The 15,640-nt window shown below is 71.8% G+C and carries 14 protein-coding genes; 7 read left to right on the forward strand and 7 right to left on the reverse strand.

Annotated features, from left to right (window positions below; translation table 11 throughout):
• The first annotated feature begins 10 nt into the window (after positions 1 to 10).
• From ACT01A_RS00820 to ACT01A_RS00835, 4 genes are read left to right on the forward strand one after another with little or no spacing between them, the layout of a single operon-like run.
• Entirely contained in the window at positions 11 to 3,649 is a 3,639-nt protein-coding gene (locus ACT01A_RS00820) for a choice-of-anchor D domain-containing protein (protein WP_445150338.1), read from the forward strand.
• Positions 3,650 to 3,660: 11 nt separating this feature from the next.
• A complete protein-coding gene (locus ACT01A_RS00825; protein ID WP_445150339.1) occupies positions 3,661 to 4,386 on the forward strand; it encodes an acyl-[acyl-carrier-protein] thioesterase in 726 nt (241 codons plus the stop codon).
• 55 nt (positions 4,387 to 4,441) lie between these two features.
• Entirely contained in the window at positions 4,442 to 5,116 is a 675-nt protein-coding gene (locus tag ACT01A_RS00830; RefSeq protein WP_445150340.1) for an MBL fold metallo-hydrolase, read from the forward strand.
• Between the two features lie 7 nt (positions 5,117 to 5,123).
• Complete coding sequence (locus ACT01A_RS00835; RefSeq protein ID WP_445150341.1) at positions 5,124 to 5,687, forward strand: WHG domain-containing protein; 564 nt, start codon at positions 5,124 to 5,126, stop codon at positions 5,685 to 5,687.
• Here ACT01A_RS00835 and ACT01A_RS00840 read toward each other — a convergent pair.
• Positions 5,674 to 6,120 carry a DUF488 domain-containing protein gene (locus tag ACT01A_RS00840; protein WP_445150342.1) on the reverse strand — a complete coding sequence of 149 codons (447 nt, stop codon included), beginning with the start codon at positions 6,118 to 6,120 and terminating at the stop codon, positions 5,674 to 5,676. The genes ACT01A_RS00835 and ACT01A_RS00840 overlap by 14 nt on opposite strands.
• A 46-nt stretch (positions 6,121 to 6,166) precedes the next feature.
• On the opposite strand from ACT01A_RS00840, the gene ACT01A_RS00845 reads away from it, so the two are divergent.
• Positions 6,167 to 7,699, forward strand: a complete 1,533-nt coding sequence (locus ACT01A_RS00845) for a WS/DGAT/MGAT family O-acyltransferase (RefSeq protein WP_445150343.1) — start codon at positions 6,167 to 6,169, stop codon at positions 7,697 to 7,699.
• On the opposite strand, the gene ACT01A_RS00850 is transcribed toward ACT01A_RS00845, so the two are convergent.
• Positions 7,656 to 9,158, reverse strand: a complete 1,503-nt coding sequence (locus ACT01A_RS00850; protein WP_445150344.1) for a long-chain-fatty-acid--CoA ligase — start codon at positions 9,156 to 9,158, stop codon at positions 7,656 to 7,658. The two genes, ACT01A_RS00845 and ACT01A_RS00850, sit on opposite strands and share 44 nt — an antisense overlap.
• A complete protein-coding gene (locus ACT01A_RS00855) occupies positions 9,158 to 9,964 on the reverse strand; it encodes a spermidine synthase (RefSeq protein WP_445150345.1) in 807 nt (268 codons plus the stop codon). The genes ACT01A_RS00850 and ACT01A_RS00855 overlap by 1 nt, the downstream gene beginning before the upstream one ends.
• 68 nt (positions 9,965 to 10,032) lie before the next feature.
• Between ACT01A_RS00855 and ACT01A_RS00860 the strand changes: the two genes are divergently transcribed.
• Positions 10,033 to 11,991, forward strand: a complete 1,959-nt coding sequence (locus ACT01A_RS00860; RefSeq protein ID WP_445150346.1) for an acyl-CoA dehydrogenase family protein — start codon at positions 10,033 to 10,035, stop codon at positions 11,989 to 11,991.
• Positions 11,992 to 12,514: 523 nt separating this feature from the next.
• Here ACT01A_RS00860 and ACT01A_RS00865 read toward each other — a convergent pair.
• The 3 genes from ACT01A_RS00865 to ACT01A_RS00875 all read right to left on the reverse strand — a co-directional run bounded on the left by ACT01A_RS00865 (position 12,515) and on the right by ACT01A_RS00875 (position 14,388).
• The gene (locus ACT01A_RS00865; RefSeq protein WP_445150347.1) at positions 12,515 to 12,913 is read right to left on the reverse strand and encodes a hypothetical protein; all 399 of its coding nucleotides are present in this window, start codon (positions 12,911 to 12,913) and stop codon (positions 12,515 to 12,517) included.
• Between the two features lie 105 nt (positions 12,914 to 13,018).
• Positions 13,019 to 14,011 carry a lysylphosphatidylglycerol synthase transmembrane domain-containing protein gene (locus tag ACT01A_RS00870; protein ID WP_445150348.1) on the reverse strand — a complete coding sequence of 331 codons (993 nt, stop codon included), beginning with the start codon at positions 14,009 to 14,011 and terminating at the stop codon, positions 13,019 to 13,021.
• Between the two features lie 32 nt (positions 14,012 to 14,043).
• Positions 14,044 to 14,388: a hypothetical protein gene (locus ACT01A_RS00875; protein ID WP_445150349.1), complete on the reverse strand. Its 345-nt coding sequence runs from the start codon at positions 14,386 to 14,388 to the stop codon at positions 14,044 to 14,046.
• A gap of 38 nt (positions 14,389 to 14,426) precedes the next feature.
• On the opposite strand from ACT01A_RS00875, the gene ACT01A_RS00880 reads away from it, so the two are divergent.
• On the forward strand, positions 14,427 to 15,086 hold the full coding sequence (locus tag ACT01A_RS00880; RefSeq protein WP_445150350.1) for a hypothetical protein: 660 nt from the start codon (positions 14,427 to 14,429) through the stop codon (positions 15,084 to 15,086).
• On the opposite strand, the gene ACT01A_RS00885 is transcribed toward ACT01A_RS00880, so the two are convergent.
• On the reverse strand, positions 15,017 to 15,577 hold the full coding sequence (locus tag ACT01A_RS00885; protein ID WP_445150351.1) for a GNAT family N-acetyltransferase: 561 nt from the start codon (positions 15,575 to 15,577) through the stop codon (positions 15,017 to 15,019). The two genes, ACT01A_RS00880 and ACT01A_RS00885, sit on opposite strands and share 70 nt — an antisense overlap.
• Between the last annotated feature and the right edge of the window lie 63 nt (positions 15,578 to 15,640).

Raw genomic sequence — 15,640 nt, forward strand, 5'->3', positions numbered from 1 at the left:
ATGTTGAGCAATGGTGCGGGCCAGGGGACGACACGGACGTCGGCTGCTGCGCGCGGTCGCGATGGGGATCGCGATGGCGGCGGCTGCTGCAAGCAGCGCAGGAGCGGCGGGGGTCACGAACTCCGGCAACGACCTGCGCGACGGTTGGTATCCCAACCAGCCACGCCTGTCTCCGGACGCCGTCTCGGCCTCGAACTTCGGGTCGCTCTGGTACCAGAAGCTCGACGGGCAGATCTACGGCCAGCCGCTGGTCACCGGCGACAGCGTCATCGTCGTCACCGAGCACAACCAAGTCGCCAACCTGGACGCCGAGACCGGCGCCGTGCGGTGGAAGAAGGACCTCGGCGCGTGGTTTCCGGCGTCGAAGATCGGGTGGGGCTGCGGCGACCTGTGGCCGGACCTCGGCATCACGTCGACGCCGGTGATCGACACCACCACCAACACGATCTACACGACGCACAAGACCTACGCGCCGGGCTCGACCGTCGAGGCGGCGTACTACATGGACGCCCTCGACCTGGCGACCGGGACGCAGAAGACCGGCTTCCCGCGGCGCATCGAGGGCGCGGCGCAGAACCCGCCGCCGGGCGGCCAGCCGCAGACCTTCCAGGCGACGACCGAGCTCCAGCGCCCGGGCCTGCTGCTGCTGGACGGCGTCGTCTACGCGGGCTTCGGCGGCCACTGCGACATCCCGCCGTACACCGGCTGGGTCTTCGGCGTGAGCGCGTCGACCGGGCAGATCAAGGCGCGCTGGGCGGCGCTGGAGAAGGGCGACGGCGCGGGCATCTGGCAGTCCGGCGCGGGCCTCATGTCCGATGGGCCGGGCCGGATCTTCGTCTCGACCGGCAACGGCGGCTCGCCGGTCGGCCCGAGCGACACGCCGTCGGGCATGTTCGGGGAGTCGATCGTCCGGCTGGCCGTGCAGACCGACGGCACGCTCAAGGCGATGGACTTCTTCGCGCCGGCCGATGCGGCGCACCTGGACGACTACGACGCGGACTTCGCCTCGGGCGGCGTGACCGCGCTGCGCGACGACCTGTTCGGCACGAGCAAGTTCCCGCACGTCGGCGTCGCGGTTGGCAAGGCGGGCTACGTGTACCTCTTGAACCGCGACAACCTGGGCGGGATCCAGAACGGCGCGGGACGCGGCGACGACGTCATCGCGCGCGTCGGGCCCTACGGTGGCGTGTGGTCGCGGCCGGGCGTGTGGCCGGGCGACGGCGGCTGGATCGCGATCCCGACGGCGTCGCCGGGCGGTGGGGAGAACCCGGACCCGACGGGCTCGGCGGGCTTCCTGAAGGTCTACCGCTACCGCGTGAGCGCGAACGGCACGCCGTCGCTCGACGCGCCGGTGCAGTCCAAAGACGCGTTCGGTTTCAGCTCGGGCGCGCCGGTGATCACGTCGGACGGGACGACATCGGGGTCCGCGGTGCTGTGGATCGTCTGGTCGCCCAACGGCGGCGGCGGCGACTCCCAGCTGCGCGCCTACGACCCGGTGCCCCAGAACGGCAAGTTGGTGTTGAAGCGGTCGTTCCCGATCGGCACGTCGTCGAAGTTCTCGATGGCGGGCATCGGCGCGGGGCGTGTGTACGTCGGCAATCGCGATGGCGAGGTCATGGCGTTCGGCGCGCCAGTGGTGGCGTCGATCCAGGCGCCGGCGACCACGTTCCCGGTCACGACGCTGGGCCAGACGAGCAACGCCACCGTGAAGCTAACCGCGGGCGAGGCCGTGAAGGTGACGGGCGTGGTCGGGTCGGGCGTGTTCAGCGCCGCGACCGGTGGGCTGGGGCTGCCCAAGCAGCTCGCGCTCGGCGGGACGCTCAACGTGCCGGTGACGTTCGCGCCGACGGCGACCGGGCTGGCCTCGGGCACGCTGACCGTGACCACCGACAAGGGCACGTTCGTCTTCTCGCTGAGCGGCACCGGGCAGGCGGCCGCGGCGGTGCTCAGCGCGACGCCGCCGGTCGTGTCGTTCGGCGGCGCGGTGATCGGGGAGGACCGCGCGGGCGTGGTGACGTTCTCCAACAGCGGCGGACAGCCGTTGACCGTTCAGGAAGTCGAGCTTCCGGGCGCACCGTTCTCGGTCGAAGGCGCGCCGGCGGTGGGCGAGGTGATCGCGCCGGGCGCGGCGGTCAACGTGACCGTCCGCTACAAGCCGACCGCGGTCGGGGACTTCAACGACGACTTGGTCGTCGAAACCACCGCCGGTGCGAAGACGGTGGGGTTGAGCGGCAGCGCGGGGATCGGGCCCAAGTTGGGGTTGTCGCCTGCGAGCGGGTGGTCGTTCGGCGACGTCGTGGTGGGGGAGAGCAAGACGGTGTCGGTCGTGGTCTCCAACACGGGGGACTCGGCCATGACCATCAACAAGTCCAAGCCGCCGGCTAACGCGGAGTTCACGGTGGTGTCGGGGGCAGGACTCGATGAGGGGACCTCGATCGCCGCGGGCGCGTCGCGCACGGTGACGCTGAAGTACACGCCGGCCGCTGCGGGGACGGCGAGCGAGGCGTGGACGATCACGACCAGCGACGGCTCCGGCGTGCACAACGTGCCGGTCACCGGGCGGGCGCTGGCGCCCGCGAAGCTGACCGCGCCGGCTTCGGCGGCCGTGGGTGACGTGGTCCTCGGGGCGTCTGGGTCGGTGCCCGTGACGTTCGGGAACTCCGGCGACGTGCCGCTGACCGTGAGCGGCTTCGACGCGCCGGCCGCGCCGTTCTCGGTGAGCGACGCGCCGGCCGCCGGCACGGTCATCGCGCCGGGCGGGTCGCTCACGGTGCACGCCGCGTTCGCCGCGGGCGCGCCGGGCGCGGCGAGCGGATCGCTGACGCTGAGGACGTCGGCGGGCGACAAGGCCGTGCCGCTCTCGGCCACCGCCGTCACGGCAGGCACGCTGGCCGTCGACGACGTCGCGTTCGGCGAGGTCACGCTTGGCACGTCGCGCAACGCGTCGCTGACGCTGCGCAACAGCGGCTCCGCGCCGCTGAAGGTCCTGTCCTCGACGCCGCCGGCCGACGCGCGCTTCGTGGTCGACGGCAGCATCCCGGTCGGGTTGACGCTCGCGCCGGGCGAGTCCCGCACGGTAAGCGTGACGTTCACGCCGGTCATGGCCGGGCAGGCGATCGCGTACTGGACGCTGGCGACGACCGCCGAGGCGGGCGCGCGGATGGTGCTGATCACCGGTGCGGGCGTCGCGGCGCCGGTCGTGGAGGACCCGCCCACGACCGATCCGGATCCTGATCCGCCGGTGGTCACGCCGCCGGTCGTGACGCCGCCCGTCGTCACCCCTCCGGTCGTGACGCCGCCGGTGGAGGGCCAGGCGCCGATCGTCCTGCCGACGAAGTCACGCCCGGGCCTGACCCTGTCGCGGCCGGTCCTGGCGCGCGACGGGCGCACGCTGTCGCTGCGCGGCTACGTCGCGCGGGTCGCGACGGGCGCGCTGAGCGTGACCATCAAGGCCAAGGCGGGGCGCAAGACCATCACCTCGGTTGCGTCGATCGGCCTGCGCGGGAAGTCGACGTACGTCGGGACGCTGAAGCTGCCGAAGGCCGCGCTGGCGTGGTCGCATCTGGAGGTCCGGGTCGCCTACGCGGGCGACGCGCGCGTGTGGCCCGGGTCGAGCGCGTTCGTGCTGGTGCGCAAGCCGGCGCGCTAGCTTGGCGGTCCGTGACCGCCGACGCCGACGCTGACTTCGACGCGCTCGTCCCACACCCGGGTGTCGGCCGCGCCTTCGAGCAGACCGTGGTCGCGGGGTTGGCCGACGCCGCGCCCGGCGGCCGCGTGCGCCTCGATGCGCTCGCGCGCTGGCTGCAGGACGCGGCGCTGGACGACGTCGTCGACGCGGGCCTGGGCGGCGTCGCGTTGTGGGTCGTCCGCCGCTCGCGGATCAAGGTGGAGGCCTTCCCGCGCTTCGGCGACGTGGCGACCGTCCGCACCTGGTCCAGCGGCACCGGCCGGATGTGGGCGCAGCGACGGACGACGATCGCGGTGGGCGGACGGGCGCTGGTCGAGGCCGTCGCGCTGTGGGTCCACCTCGATCCGCAGTCCGGGCGTCCCTTCCCGCTGACGCCGGCTGAGCTCGACCTCTACGGAGCCGGGCGCGAGATCAAGGCTCGTCTTCGCCATCCGGCACCGCCGTCTGGCGCCGCCTCGGCGCCCTGGACTTTCCGCGCGACCGAGCTCGACGTCGCCGACCACATCAACAACGCCGCCTACTGGTCGCCGCTCGAGGCCGAGCTGCTGGCGGGTGTTGAGCCGGCTGCCGTTGACGTCGAGATCGAGCACAAGACGCCGGCGCAGCCCGGCGAGCACGAGGTTCTCGCCGCGGGCGATCGGCGTTGGATCGTGGATGCGGCGGACGGCGCGGTCCGCGCTTCGTTCGCGCTCGGCTGATCGCCCGTCGCTCACCGGCTTGACAGGTAAAACTAAGAGCCTTAGTCTTTTGGCTATGACCTCTCGCATCGTCCCCTTCTCCCGCTTCGGCTTCGTCAACGCCTACCTCGTCCCGGAGGACGACGGCATCACGCTCGTCGACACCACCATCAAGGGCGCGGGGAAGAAGCTGTTGGCGGCCGCCGAGGCGCTCGGCGCGCCGATCGTCCGGATCGCGCTGACGCACGCGCATGGCGATCACGTCGGGTCGGTCGACGAGCTGGCGGCGGCGCTGCCGGGCGTCGAGGTCCTGATCTCCGAGCGCGATGCGCCGCTGCTGACCAAGGCGGACATGTCGCTGCGCCCGGGCGAGCCGCAGGACAAGCTGCGCGGCGGCTACCCGGGGATCAAGACGGCGCCGACGGCGACGTTCGTGGCGGGCGATCGCGTCGGGTCGCTGGAGGTCGTCGCCGCGCCGGGGCACACGCCCGGCCACGTGGCGTTCTTCGACACGCGCGACGGGACGCTGTTGTGCGGCGACGCCTACACCACGCTCGGCGGCGTGCGCACGACCGCCAAGCCCTCGTTCCCGTTCCCACTGGCGGCGCTGTCGACCTGGAGCCGCGCGACCGAGCTGGAGTCGGCAAAGGCCTTGCGCGCGCTCGACCCGCAGCGACTCGCACCCGGCCACGGCAAGATCGTGGAGTCGCCCGCCGCCGCGATGGACGCCGCGATCGCCAAGGCGAGCTGAGGCGCGCGTGCCCCGCGCGGGACTGGACCACGACACCGTCGTCGCCGCGGCGGCGACGATCGCTGACGCCGAAGGCCTCGACGCGGTGACCCTGTCGCGCGTCGCCGCCGAGCTCGGCGTCAAGTCACCGTCCTTGTACAACCACGTCGCCGGCCGCGAGGGCCTGCTCCGCGGCATCGCGCTGTTGGGGTTGAGCGAGCTCGCCGCCGCCCTCCGCGACGCCGCCGTCGGCCGCTCCGGCGACGACGCCCTCCTCGCCGCCTCCCAGGCCTACCGGGCGTACGTGATCGCCCATCCGGGCCGCTACGCCGCCGGCGCCATCACCGCACCCTCACCCGACGACCAACCCCTCCAACAAGCCGCCAGCACCGTCCTCGACCTCCTCACCGCCATCCTGCGCTCCTGGAACCTCTCTCCGGACGACACCATCCACGCCCTCCGCGCCATCCGCGCCTCCGTCCACGGCTTCACGACCCTCGAGACCTCCGGCGGCTTCGGCCTCAAGCAAGACACCGACGAGTCCTTCCACCGCCTCATCCTCGCCCTCGCCGCCGGCTTCAGAGGTCGATGACGCGCAGGTCCGGGATGCGGGTCGTGAGGTGGTCGGTGATGGTGCGGCGGTGGCAGACGGCGGGGTCGGCTTCGAGGCAGAGCAACGCCGTGGGCGGCGCGTCGGCGCGGAGCTCTGCGGCCAGTTCGTTCAGCGCGGCGGCGCCGTCGTCCTCCTCGATGTGGGTGGCGAAGAGCGCGGCGCCTTCGGCCTCCTGGCGGTTCTTGTAGAACCAGCGGATGTCGGGCGGGGTGCCGAGGGCGCGGCGGTGCTCATAGGCGATCCCGTGCTCGCCGAGCAGCTCGCCGAGGCGCGTCTTCGACATGCCCGCGCGCCGGGACTGCGGGCGGTAGCGAACGTCGATGAGGCGCTTGACGCCGGCGTGGAGGAGCTCGTTCACCAGTGCAGGTGGGAGGAGCGCTTCGTAGCCGATGGTCCAAATCGTGGGCGGCATGAGCATCGGAGGGTAGGGGTGGGGAGAGTTGGGAACGCTGCTGAACATGCGGCAGCTCACCAGCCTGGATGCGCAGTTCCTCGGTGTCGAGTCGGGTCGAACCTACGGGCATGTCGGCTCGCTCTGCGTTTATGACCCGAGCACGGCGCCCGGCGGCGAGCTGACGATGAAGGACCTATGCCGGATGGTCTCCGAGCGCCTGCACCTGCTGCCGCCGTTTCGCTGGCGCTTGGTCAACGTGCCGCTCGGGATCGATCTGCCCTACTGGGTCGAGGACCCGGACTTCGACATCGACTTCCACATCCGCGAGTCCGCGATCCCGCCGCCCGGCGACGACCGCAAGCTCGCCGACACCGTCGCCCGGATCTTCGCGCGGCCGCTGGACCGCACCCGCCCGCTGTGGGAGCTGTACCTCATCCACGGCCTGCCGGACGGCAAGGTCGCGCTGCTCACCAAGGTCCACCACGCGGTCGTCGACGGCGTCAGCGGCAACGAGATCCTCTCCGTCCTGCTCGACCCGTCGCCTGAGGGCAAGGAGATCCCGCCCGACGAGCGGCGCGACAAGCACGGCGAACGCGTCCCGTCCGACGCCGAGATGCTCGCCCGCGGCGTCGCAGGTCTACCGTTCCAGCCGCTGAAGGCCCTTAAGGCGCTCCCGACCACGCTGCCCGCGCTCACCGAGGTCCCCGGCGCCAACGCGTTCCCGGTCGTGCCCGCGCTCTCCAAGGGCCTCTCCAAGCTCCGCGGCCTCGCCGGCGCGCCGACCTCGCCCGAGATCCTGGAGATCACCTCCGCCCGCGCGCCCAAGACCTCGTTCAACGGCCGCATCTCGCCGCACCGCGCCTTCGCGTTCGGCTCGCTTTCGCTCGACACCGTCAAGGACATCAAGAACGAGCTGGGCATCACGGTCAACGACGTCGTCGTCACGCTCTGCGCCTCCGCCGTGCGGCAGTGGCTGATCGACCGCGACGAGCTGCCGCGCACGCCGCTGGTCGCGATGGTCCCCGTCTCCGTCCGCGCGCCTCACGAGAAGGGCACCTATGGCAACCGGATCTCCGCGCTGATCGTCCCGATCCCGACCGACGTCGCCCACCCGCGCGAACGCCTTGTCCGCGCCCATGAGCTGCTGGCCTCCGCGAAGGCCAACCACGCCGCGCTCCCGGCGAGCCTCCTCACCGACGCGACCGCGTTCATCCCGCCCGCCGTCGCCGCGCTCGCCGCCCGTACGACGATCGACCTCTTGTCGCGCACGCGGCCGCCGCTGAACCTGGTGATCTCGAACGTCCCCGGCCCGCGCGAGTCGCTGTTCTGCGCGGGCGCCAAGCTGGAGCAGATGTTCCCGGTCAGCGTGGTGGTCGACGGCGTCGGCCTCAACATCACCGTGATGTCCTACCGCGACCACCTCGACTTCGGGATCGTCACCGACCAGGGCCAGATCCCGGACGCGTGGCCGTTCATCGACCACCTGCACACGGCGCTGGACGAGCTGCAGTCCGTGCTCCAGGACCCGCTCCGACGCGCCGGGCGGACCGGCGTCAGGCAGCGTCCGCAGAGAAGCGGTCGCGCAGCTCCCGCTTGAGCACCTTGCGCGACGGCCCGAGCGGCAGCTCGTCGACGAACCGCACGACGCGTGGGCGCTTGTGGCGCGCCACGCGCTCGCTGGCCCATTCCAAGATGTCGTCCTCGGTAACGTCCTTCGCGTCGGCGTCCTCGCGCAGCACCACGACCGCCAGGACCTCCTCGCCGTGCGTCTCGTGCGGCACGCCGACGACCGCCGCCTCGGCGATTGCGGGATGGCGTACAAGAACCTCCTCGACCTCGCGCGGGTAGACGTTGTAGCCGCCGCGCAAGATGAGGTCCTTCTTGCGATCCACGATCCGGATGAAGCCGCGCTCGTCGCGCGTGCCGAGGTCGCCGGACCGGAACCACCCGTCGATGATCGCGGCCGCCGTCGCCTCATCGCGCCCGTGGTAGCCGGCGAACACGTTGTGCCCGCGGATGACGATCTCGCCGACCTCGCCGTCGTCCTTCAACACGATGGCATCGTCAACGTCGGGGTCGGCGATCGCGACCTCCACGCCCCAGATCGGATGCCCGATCGACCCGGCCTCGACGCCGAACTCGAGTTGGTTGACGGTCGCTGTAGGGGAGGTCTCGCTCAGCCCGTAGCCCTCCTGGATCGTGACGCTGAAGTGGTCGTTGAACTCCTCCAGCACCCGCACCGGCAGCGGCGCGCCGCCCGACACGCAGAGCCGCAGCCGCGGCAGCGGGCCGCCGTCGTTGGCTTTCGCCGCCGCGAGCAACGCGATGTACATGGTCGGGACGCCGAGGAACGCGGTGACGCCGTGCTCGACCATCAGCGACAGCGCGGCCGCCGGCTCGAAGCGCTCTTGGAGGATCAGCGTCCCGCCGACCAGGAACGTCCCGTTCAGCGCGACCGTCTGCCCGAAGGTGTGGAACAACGGCAGGCACCCGAACATGACGTCGTCCGAGACGATGTGGTTGGCCGTGAAGGCATTGGTGAACGCGTTCATCACCAGGTTGAGCTGCGTGAGGACCGCGCCCTTCGGTCGCCCGGTCGTGCCGCTCGTGTAGAAGAGCACGGCCGGGTCGAGCGGCTCGCGGGCCTCGCGGCGCGGCTCGGCTTGCTCCGCGAACGCATCGGAGAAGCGCAGGACCTCGACGGAGGACTCGGAGAGGATCGGCGCCAGGTCGTCGGCCACCAGCGCCACCTTCGCCCCGCTGTCCTGCACCAGGAACGCGACCTCTTCGGGCACCAGCATCGGCGCCACCGGCACGACCACCGCGCCGCGCGCGAGGATCCCGTAGTAGGCCGTCACGAAGTCGATGGTGTTGAGGCCGAGCAGCGCGACGCGGTCGCCCGGCTGCACACCGGCGGCGCGCAGCGCGCCGGCCCGTCTCAGCGCGGCGTCCCACAGCTCGGCGTAGGTCGCGGAGCAATCGCCTCCGACCACCGCCACCTTGTCAGGGCGCCGCAGCGCCGACTCCTCCAACACGGACGCGAGCGAGAGATGCATCACGCTCCATCCTGCCACGGCGGGACCCCGCGACAGAGCAGCGCGACCTCTTCGGGCACCGCGAGCTGCGCCGGCGAGCGCCCGTCCGCCGCGCCGCGCACCCGCAGGCGCTCCAGCGGCAACGGCCCGTGCCCGGCGACCAGGACGACGTTGCCCTGCCGCTTGGCGCGCAGCACCGGCCCGGCGGCCAGCGCGGTCACCACCGCGAAGGACTCGCGCAACCCGGACGCGATCGCGCGCACGTCGTCCATCGGCGGCGAGTCCACCACGTTGATGGCGACGACGCCGCCCGGTGCGACCGCCCGCGCGTAATCGCGTAAAGCCTCCACCGTGGCGAGATGGCGCGGCACCCGCGCGCCCACGAACGCGTCGACCAACAGCGCGTCGATCGACCCGTCGTGGCGCCCCGCGACCCACGCCCGCCCGTCCGCGATCCGCACCTTCAGCCCGGGCGCGCGCCGCAGCCCGAGGTGCTCGCGGGCCACCTCGACGACCGCCTCGTCGACCTCGACCACGTCCTGACGCCGCACGCCCTCGCGGTCGGTCGCGTGCAGCGTTCGCGCCAGCGCGCAGCCCGCGCCGCCGACGTGCACGATCCGCCGCGCGCGCAGCGCCTCCACGACGTCGCGCATCCGGCGCAGGTAGTCGAACTCCAGGTGCCGCGGATCGGCGAGGTCGATGTAGGACGCGTCCATCTCGCCCTGGCGCAGCAGGCGCCCCGACGGCCGGTCCGGATCGCGTTGCACGATCAGCCCGTCGTGCTCGGCGAGGATCTCGGGTCCGGATCGGCGTTGGCGAGGCGACATCGTCGCCGTGCAACGTATTCGCTGCCCGTTGCACATGGTTCCGGTGCGGACAGGGAATGGTGTGCCGCATGGCCGCGACCACGTCTCCCGTCCCAGAGACAGCACCGCCCGCCGACCTCGCGCAGCTCCGCACGCTGCTCGACGGCGAGCACGCTGAGATCCGCAACCTCTGCCGCGCCTGGCTCAGCCTGCCTGAGAACGCGCCGCGGCCCGACCTGCCGCTCGAGGAGCACCGCGCGCAGGTTCTGAAGTGGGCCCGCGAGCTGGCCGACGCGGGGGAGACCGCCCGTGGCTTCCCGTCGGAGTTCGGCGGCCGCGACCAGGTCGGCGGCTCGGTCGCGGGCTTCGAGACGCTCGCCTTTGGCGACCTCAGCCTGCTCGTCAAGTGCGGCGTCCAGTTCGGGCTGTTCGGTGGCGCGGTCCTGCATCTTGGGACGCGCAAGCACCACGAGCGGTACCTGAGCGACATCACGTCGCTGCGCCTGCCTGGCTGCTTCGCGATGACCGAGACCGGCCATGGCTCCAACGTCCAGCAGCTCGGCACGACCGCGACCTACGACGACGCGACCGGCGAGTTCATCATCAACACGCCCGACGACGCCGCGCGCAAGGACTACATCGGCAACGCCGCGCGCGACGGCCGCATGGCCGCGGTCTTCGCCCAGCTGAGCGTCGGCGGCGAGGAGCGCGGCGTGCACGCGTTGTTGGTGCCCTTGCGCGACGAGGACGGCAACGCGCTGCCGGGCGTCCGGATCGAGGACTGCGGCGCGAAGCTGGGATTGGACGGCGTCGACAACGGCCGCCTCTGGTTCGACCAGGTCCGCGTCCCGCGCGACAACCTGCTCGACCGCTACGCGACGGTCGACGAGCACGGCGTCTACACGTCGCCGATCGAGTCCTCCACCAAGCGCTTCTTCACCATGTTGGGCACGTTGATCATGGGCCGCGTGAGCGTGTGTGGCGCATCGATCAGCGCGACCAAGGTCGCGCAGGCGATCGCGATCCGCCACGCCGAATCACGCCGCCAGTTCGGCCCGCCCGGCGAGGAGGAAGTGGTGTTGATGGACTACCGCACCCATCAGCGCCGTCTCCTGATCCCGCTGGCCAAGACCTACGCCTTGCACTTCGCCCAGGAGGAGCTGGTCGCGCGGTTGCATCGGGTGTTCACCTCCGACGACGACCTGGAGCGCGAGCGGCGCGAGCTCGAGACGCTGGCCGCCGGCCTGAAGGCGGTCGCGACCTGGCACGCGACCGACACCATCCAGGAGTGCCGCGAGGCCTGCGGCGGCATGGGTTACCTGAAGGGCAACCGCTTCGCTGCGCTGAAGGCCGACACCGACGTGTTCACCACGTTCGAGGGCGACAACACCGTGTTGCTCCAGCTCGCGGCCAAGAACCTGCTGACCGACTTCCGCGACCAGCTCGGGGAACTGGATCCGCTCGGCACCGCGACGTTCTTCGCGCGCCAGGGTTACGAGGTCGTCGCCGAGAAGTCCGCGATGCGCGAGATCCTCACGCGCTTGGCTGACGACCTGCTGCCGGGGCGCGATGACCAGGAGGATCTGAGCACCCGCGCGGTTCAGCTGGAGCTGCTGCGCTGGCGGGCGGATCACATCAAGGCGGGCGTCGCCCGTCGGCTGAAGGGCGGCATCGACGCCGGCCGCGACCCGTTCGCCGTGCTGCTCGATGTGCAGGATCATCTCATCGCGGCCTCCCGCGCCTACGTCGACTGCGTGGTGCTGGAGCAGTTCGCGGCGGCGGTGGAACGCTGCGCGGATCCGGGGTCGCGGTGGCTGCTGGATCGGTTGTGCGACTTGTATGCCTTGAGCACGATCGAGGCGGAGCGCGGGTGGTTCCAGGAGCATGGCCGCTTGTCGTCGACGCGCTCGAAGGCCACCATCAAGGCCGTGAACGCGTTGTGCGGTGTGTTGCGGCCGCATGCCGAAGGGCTGGTCGAGGCGTTTGGCGTGCCCGAGACGGCGCTGGGCGATGCGGAGCCGGTGGCGGAGGCTCGGCCGGCTGGGTAGGGCGCGGGGCGCCGGGGTTTGGCGGCGAAGGGCGTGAGGCTGTTGAGGCGTGGCGACCGCTAGCGGTGTGGATTGTCGTTGGGGGCACTGCCGGCGGCGGGGATTTACAGCCGCATCAAGACATCAGACTCGGCCTCCCGGGCGGTCCCTCAGCCGGCGGGGTTCGAGGGATCAGGGTTTCGGAGATCCGGGTCGCTGAGAGCTGCATATGCCAGCTCGGAGCGACCCGCACCTCGAAATCGAGGTCCGGGTCGAGTTAGCGTCGATATACGACGCTCAAACGACCCGGATCCCCGTTCGAGCGCCCTTCGGGCCCGAACCCTCAAACCCCGAGGTCGACGGACGCCACTTGAGGCCCAGATTCATGTCTTGATGCAAAAGCCAGCCCGGCCGGCGCCAGCCGAGGCGACGATCCACACCCCAAGCGGTCGCCACGCCCCAACAGCCTCACGCCCTTCGCCGCCAAACCCCCAGCGCCCGGCACCCGGCACAACCCACCGAGCGAACCGAACCCGCAGGAGAACTAGGCAGCGACCAACGCGCCGCGGCGCTCGTCGCGCCGCCGCGCCTCGTGCTCAACATGCTCGCGGAGCACGACGAACTCCATCGTCGGCAACTCGTGGAACGCAAGGGTCGCCGCACCATCAGCCTCGACATCGGCCTCAGCGGCGAACCGCACCACCAACCCCACCGCCGCCAAGCAAATCGCCAGCGACGCCACGTTGCCCAGCGCCAGCGGCGTCGCGTGGTAGCCCACGAAGTTGACGTAGGCCATCAGCGTGTTGACGGTCGCACCGAGCATCCAGCCGAGCGCCGATTGGCCCGCAGCGGAGCGGGCACGCACCATGGCGTACAACTGCGGCAGGGCGGCGGCGAGGCCGATGACGATGGCGGCGGAGGAGAAGAGGGGAAGCAGCGACATGACAGCGTTCGGTTCAGCGAGTCGGACACGCTAGGCCGTTGCTTGAGCAACCGGATGGTGATCTCGGTCACACGACGCCGCTCCGCTCCCCCGTGCGGGTGATCCTCAGGTCGCTGCGGAGACCGAAAGCCGCCGGCGGTGCACGATCCACGCGATCAGGCCGGCCGGGAGCATGAGCCAGTAGCTGACCAACCGGTAGGCCAACACGGCCACCGCCGCGTCGCCGCCGCGGACGCCGGCCAAGGCCAAGGTCGCGGTCAGGCCGGCCTCGACGACGCCGATCCCGCCGGGCGTGATCGGGATCTGCGCGAGCAGCTGCGCCGTGACGTAGGCGAGCAGGACCAGGGAGAAGCGCGGGGTCGCGCCGACGGCCTGGATCGCGGTGGCCAAAGCGAGCAGGTCGAAGACCCAGCGTCCGACGGCTGCCGCGCACGCGCGCACGAAGCGGTCGCCGAGGCGCTCGACGACCTCGTCGCGCTGGACGACCAACCGCTCCGGGAACTCCGGCGCCAGCGTGCGGTCGCCGGGCAGTCGCGCCGACACGCGCACCGCGAAGCGGCCAACGCCCTTGAGCGTCCCCTCGCTCCGGGCCACGCCGATCCCGAGGCCGAGCATCGCGATGAACAACCCGAGCGCGAGGATCGCGGTCTCCAGCAGCGTCTCGGGGACCGTGAACCCGAACAGCAGCACGGGCAGCGCCACGGCAGGCAGCACACACAGCGCCGCGATCTGCAGGACGGTCGCCGCCGCCAGGCCCGTGGCGATCGCCGCACGGGGCACGTCCGCCGTGGTCAGCATGTTGTACTGCGTGGCCGCCGCGGTGGCCGCGCCGCCCGGGATCACGCGCCCCAACGCGCCGCCCGCCAACTGCGACGTCGCCACCGCGGTCGTGTCGCGCGTCCCGATCGACAGCGCCTGAAGCTCCCACAGGCACCAGCACGACGCCGCCTCGAAGAGCAGCATCCCGGCCAACCACCAGGGCTTGAGGTCGGCGACCTTCGGCCAGGCGCCCAGAACCTCGACGATCGCGGGAGCGACGCCGTAAAGGACCAAGGCCGTGAGGCCGAGGGCTACCGCACGCCGGGCGAGGGACGGCATCGTGGCGCGGAGGCTATCGGCGACGGCGGGCGTCAGACCGCCATCGCAGGCTGCCACCCGGCCGCGCCGGGCAAGCGCGGCACGAGCGTGCACTCGAACGCGCCGCAATCCAGGAGCACCTCGGCGCCGAACGCCAGGCCGCTGGTCTGCCACGCGCGCTCAGGCCGCAGCGGGTGCAGGCCCAGCTGGGCGTGTCCGCGCCGAGACGCCGCGGTGCAGAGCGCGCGCTCAGCGTGCTCTTGGGTCAGCCGCCAGCCCGCGGCGACCATGTGCGCACCCAGCCAGAGCTCCCACCGCCAGCGCCGGAGTCCGACGCGGTTGGGCGGCAGAGGGTGGAGTGCGTAGGCGAACTGTGGGCCGTCGACCGTCAGCGGCACTCCTCCAAGCTAGCGCGCCGGCGGTCGATACACGAAGTATGGGGACCAACTCGCGGACCTGGATGGTGCCGCTCGTCATCGTCGGCCTGTTCGCCGCAGCGCTGTACCTACGCGCCCACCCGCAGGCCAAGGCCGGCGCCCAAAGCCGCCAGGTCGGCGAGATCAGCGCCGCCGAGCGCGGGGCGACGTTCACCTTCGCTCCTGGGACCGCGGAGGCCGACAAGGCCGCCATCCAACAGGCGATCGTTGACGCCCGTCCCGAGGCCCAGCAGCTGATCGCCGCCGTCGACGGCCTCGCCACGATCGTCGTCGCCGGCACCGCTGAGGGCGTCGTCGGCACGACCGAGTCGACCACCGGCGACCGCTACCAGGTCACGCTCAACCTCGGCCTCGCCTCGCGCATCCACGGCCAGCGCGGCATCGACCGCCTGGTGCTGCACGAGCTCGGCCACGTCGTGGACTTCGCGCTGGTGCCGTCGGCGCTGAACACGCAGCTCGACGCCGAGATCCCGCGCGGTTACGGCTGCGAAGAGGGCCAGACCGGCGCCTGCGCGATCCCAGACGAGCGCTTCGCCGAGAGCTTCGCGAAGTGGGCGCTGCGCGACATCGGCGTCGGCGTCAACATCGGCTACAAGATCCCGCCGCCGGACGACTTGGAGTCCTGGGGCGCCCCGCTGGCCGCGCTGCTGAAGGCGTAGGTCATCAGGTCGCCGCGGCGGCCGGGGCGCAGCTCGGCGTCGTGCTCGACGCCTTCGAAGACGTAGCCGGAGCGCTCGGCGACCGTGCGGGAGCCCACGTTCTCGGCGTCGATCAGCAGCACCAGCCGCGTGAGCCCCTCGTCCAGCGCCCAGCGCGTGAGCAGACGCACCGCCGCCGTCCCGATGCCGCGCCCGCGGGCGCTCGGCGCCACGAGGTAGCCCAGCTCGACGACGCCCTCGACGCGGTCCATCTCCACGGCCAGCGCGACGCCGAGCAGCTCGTCGCCGGGCGGTGGTCCGACCATCGCGAACAGCTCCCGCGTCCCGGTCGCGCGCCCTACCTCATAGCGCGCCAGCCACTCCTGCGGGAACGTGTCCTCCGGCGGATCCGGGAAGCGCGTGTAACGCAGGACATCGGGATCGTGGGTCATCGGCTCAAACGCGTCCAGGTGCGCGGCCGAGAACGGGACGAGGCGGACGGCGGGCTCCACGGCCCGATCTTCTCACGGCGACGGGGGAGGCGACCCATGCCGTGGGTCGCCTCCCCGCCGCCG

The sequence above is a fragment of the Baekduia sp. Peel2402 genome (assembly GCF_052567285.1).

Excerpts from the sequence above, each read along its gene's own strand:
- ACT01A_RS00820 (WP_445150338.1), top strand. The coding sequence starts at position 11 with ATGGTGCGGGCCAGGGGACGACACGGACGTCGGCTGCTGCGCGCGGTC.
- ACT01A_RS00830 (WP_445150340.1), top strand. The coding sequence starts at position 4,442 with ATGACCTCTCGCATCGTCCCCTTCTCCCGCTTCGGCTTCGTCAACGCC.
- ACT01A_RS00840 (WP_445150342.1), bottom strand. The coding sequence starts at position 6,120 with ATGCCGCCCACGATTTGGACCATCGGCTACGAAGCGCTCCTCCCACCT.
- ACT01A_RS00845 (WP_445150343.1), top strand. The coding sequence starts at position 6,167 with ATGCGGCAGCTCACCAGCCTGGATGCGCAGTTCCTCGGTGTCGAGTCG.
- ACT01A_RS00850 (WP_445150344.1), bottom strand. The coding sequence starts at position 9,158 with ATGCATCTCTCGCTCGCGTCCGTGTTGGAGGAGTCGGCGCTGCGGCGC.
- ACT01A_RS00855 (WP_445150345.1), bottom strand. The coding sequence starts at position 9,964 with ATGTCGCCTCGCCAACGCCGATCCGGACCCGAGATCCTCGCCGAGCAC.
- ACT01A_RS00860 (WP_445150346.1), top strand. The coding sequence starts at position 10,033 with ATGGCCGCGACCACGTCTCCCGTCCCAGAGACAGCACCGCCCGCCGAC.
- ACT01A_RS00865 (WP_445150347.1), bottom strand. The coding sequence starts at position 12,913 with ATGTCGCTGCTTCCCCTCTTCTCCTCCGCCGCCATCGTCATCGGCCTC.
- ACT01A_RS00870 (WP_445150348.1), bottom strand. The coding sequence starts at position 14,011 with ATGCCGTCCCTCGCCCGGCGTGCGGTAGCCCTCGGCCTCACGGCCTTG.
- ACT01A_RS00880 (WP_445150350.1), top strand. The coding sequence starts at position 14,427 with ATGGGGACCAACTCGCGGACCTGGATGGTGCCGCTCGTCATCGTCGGC.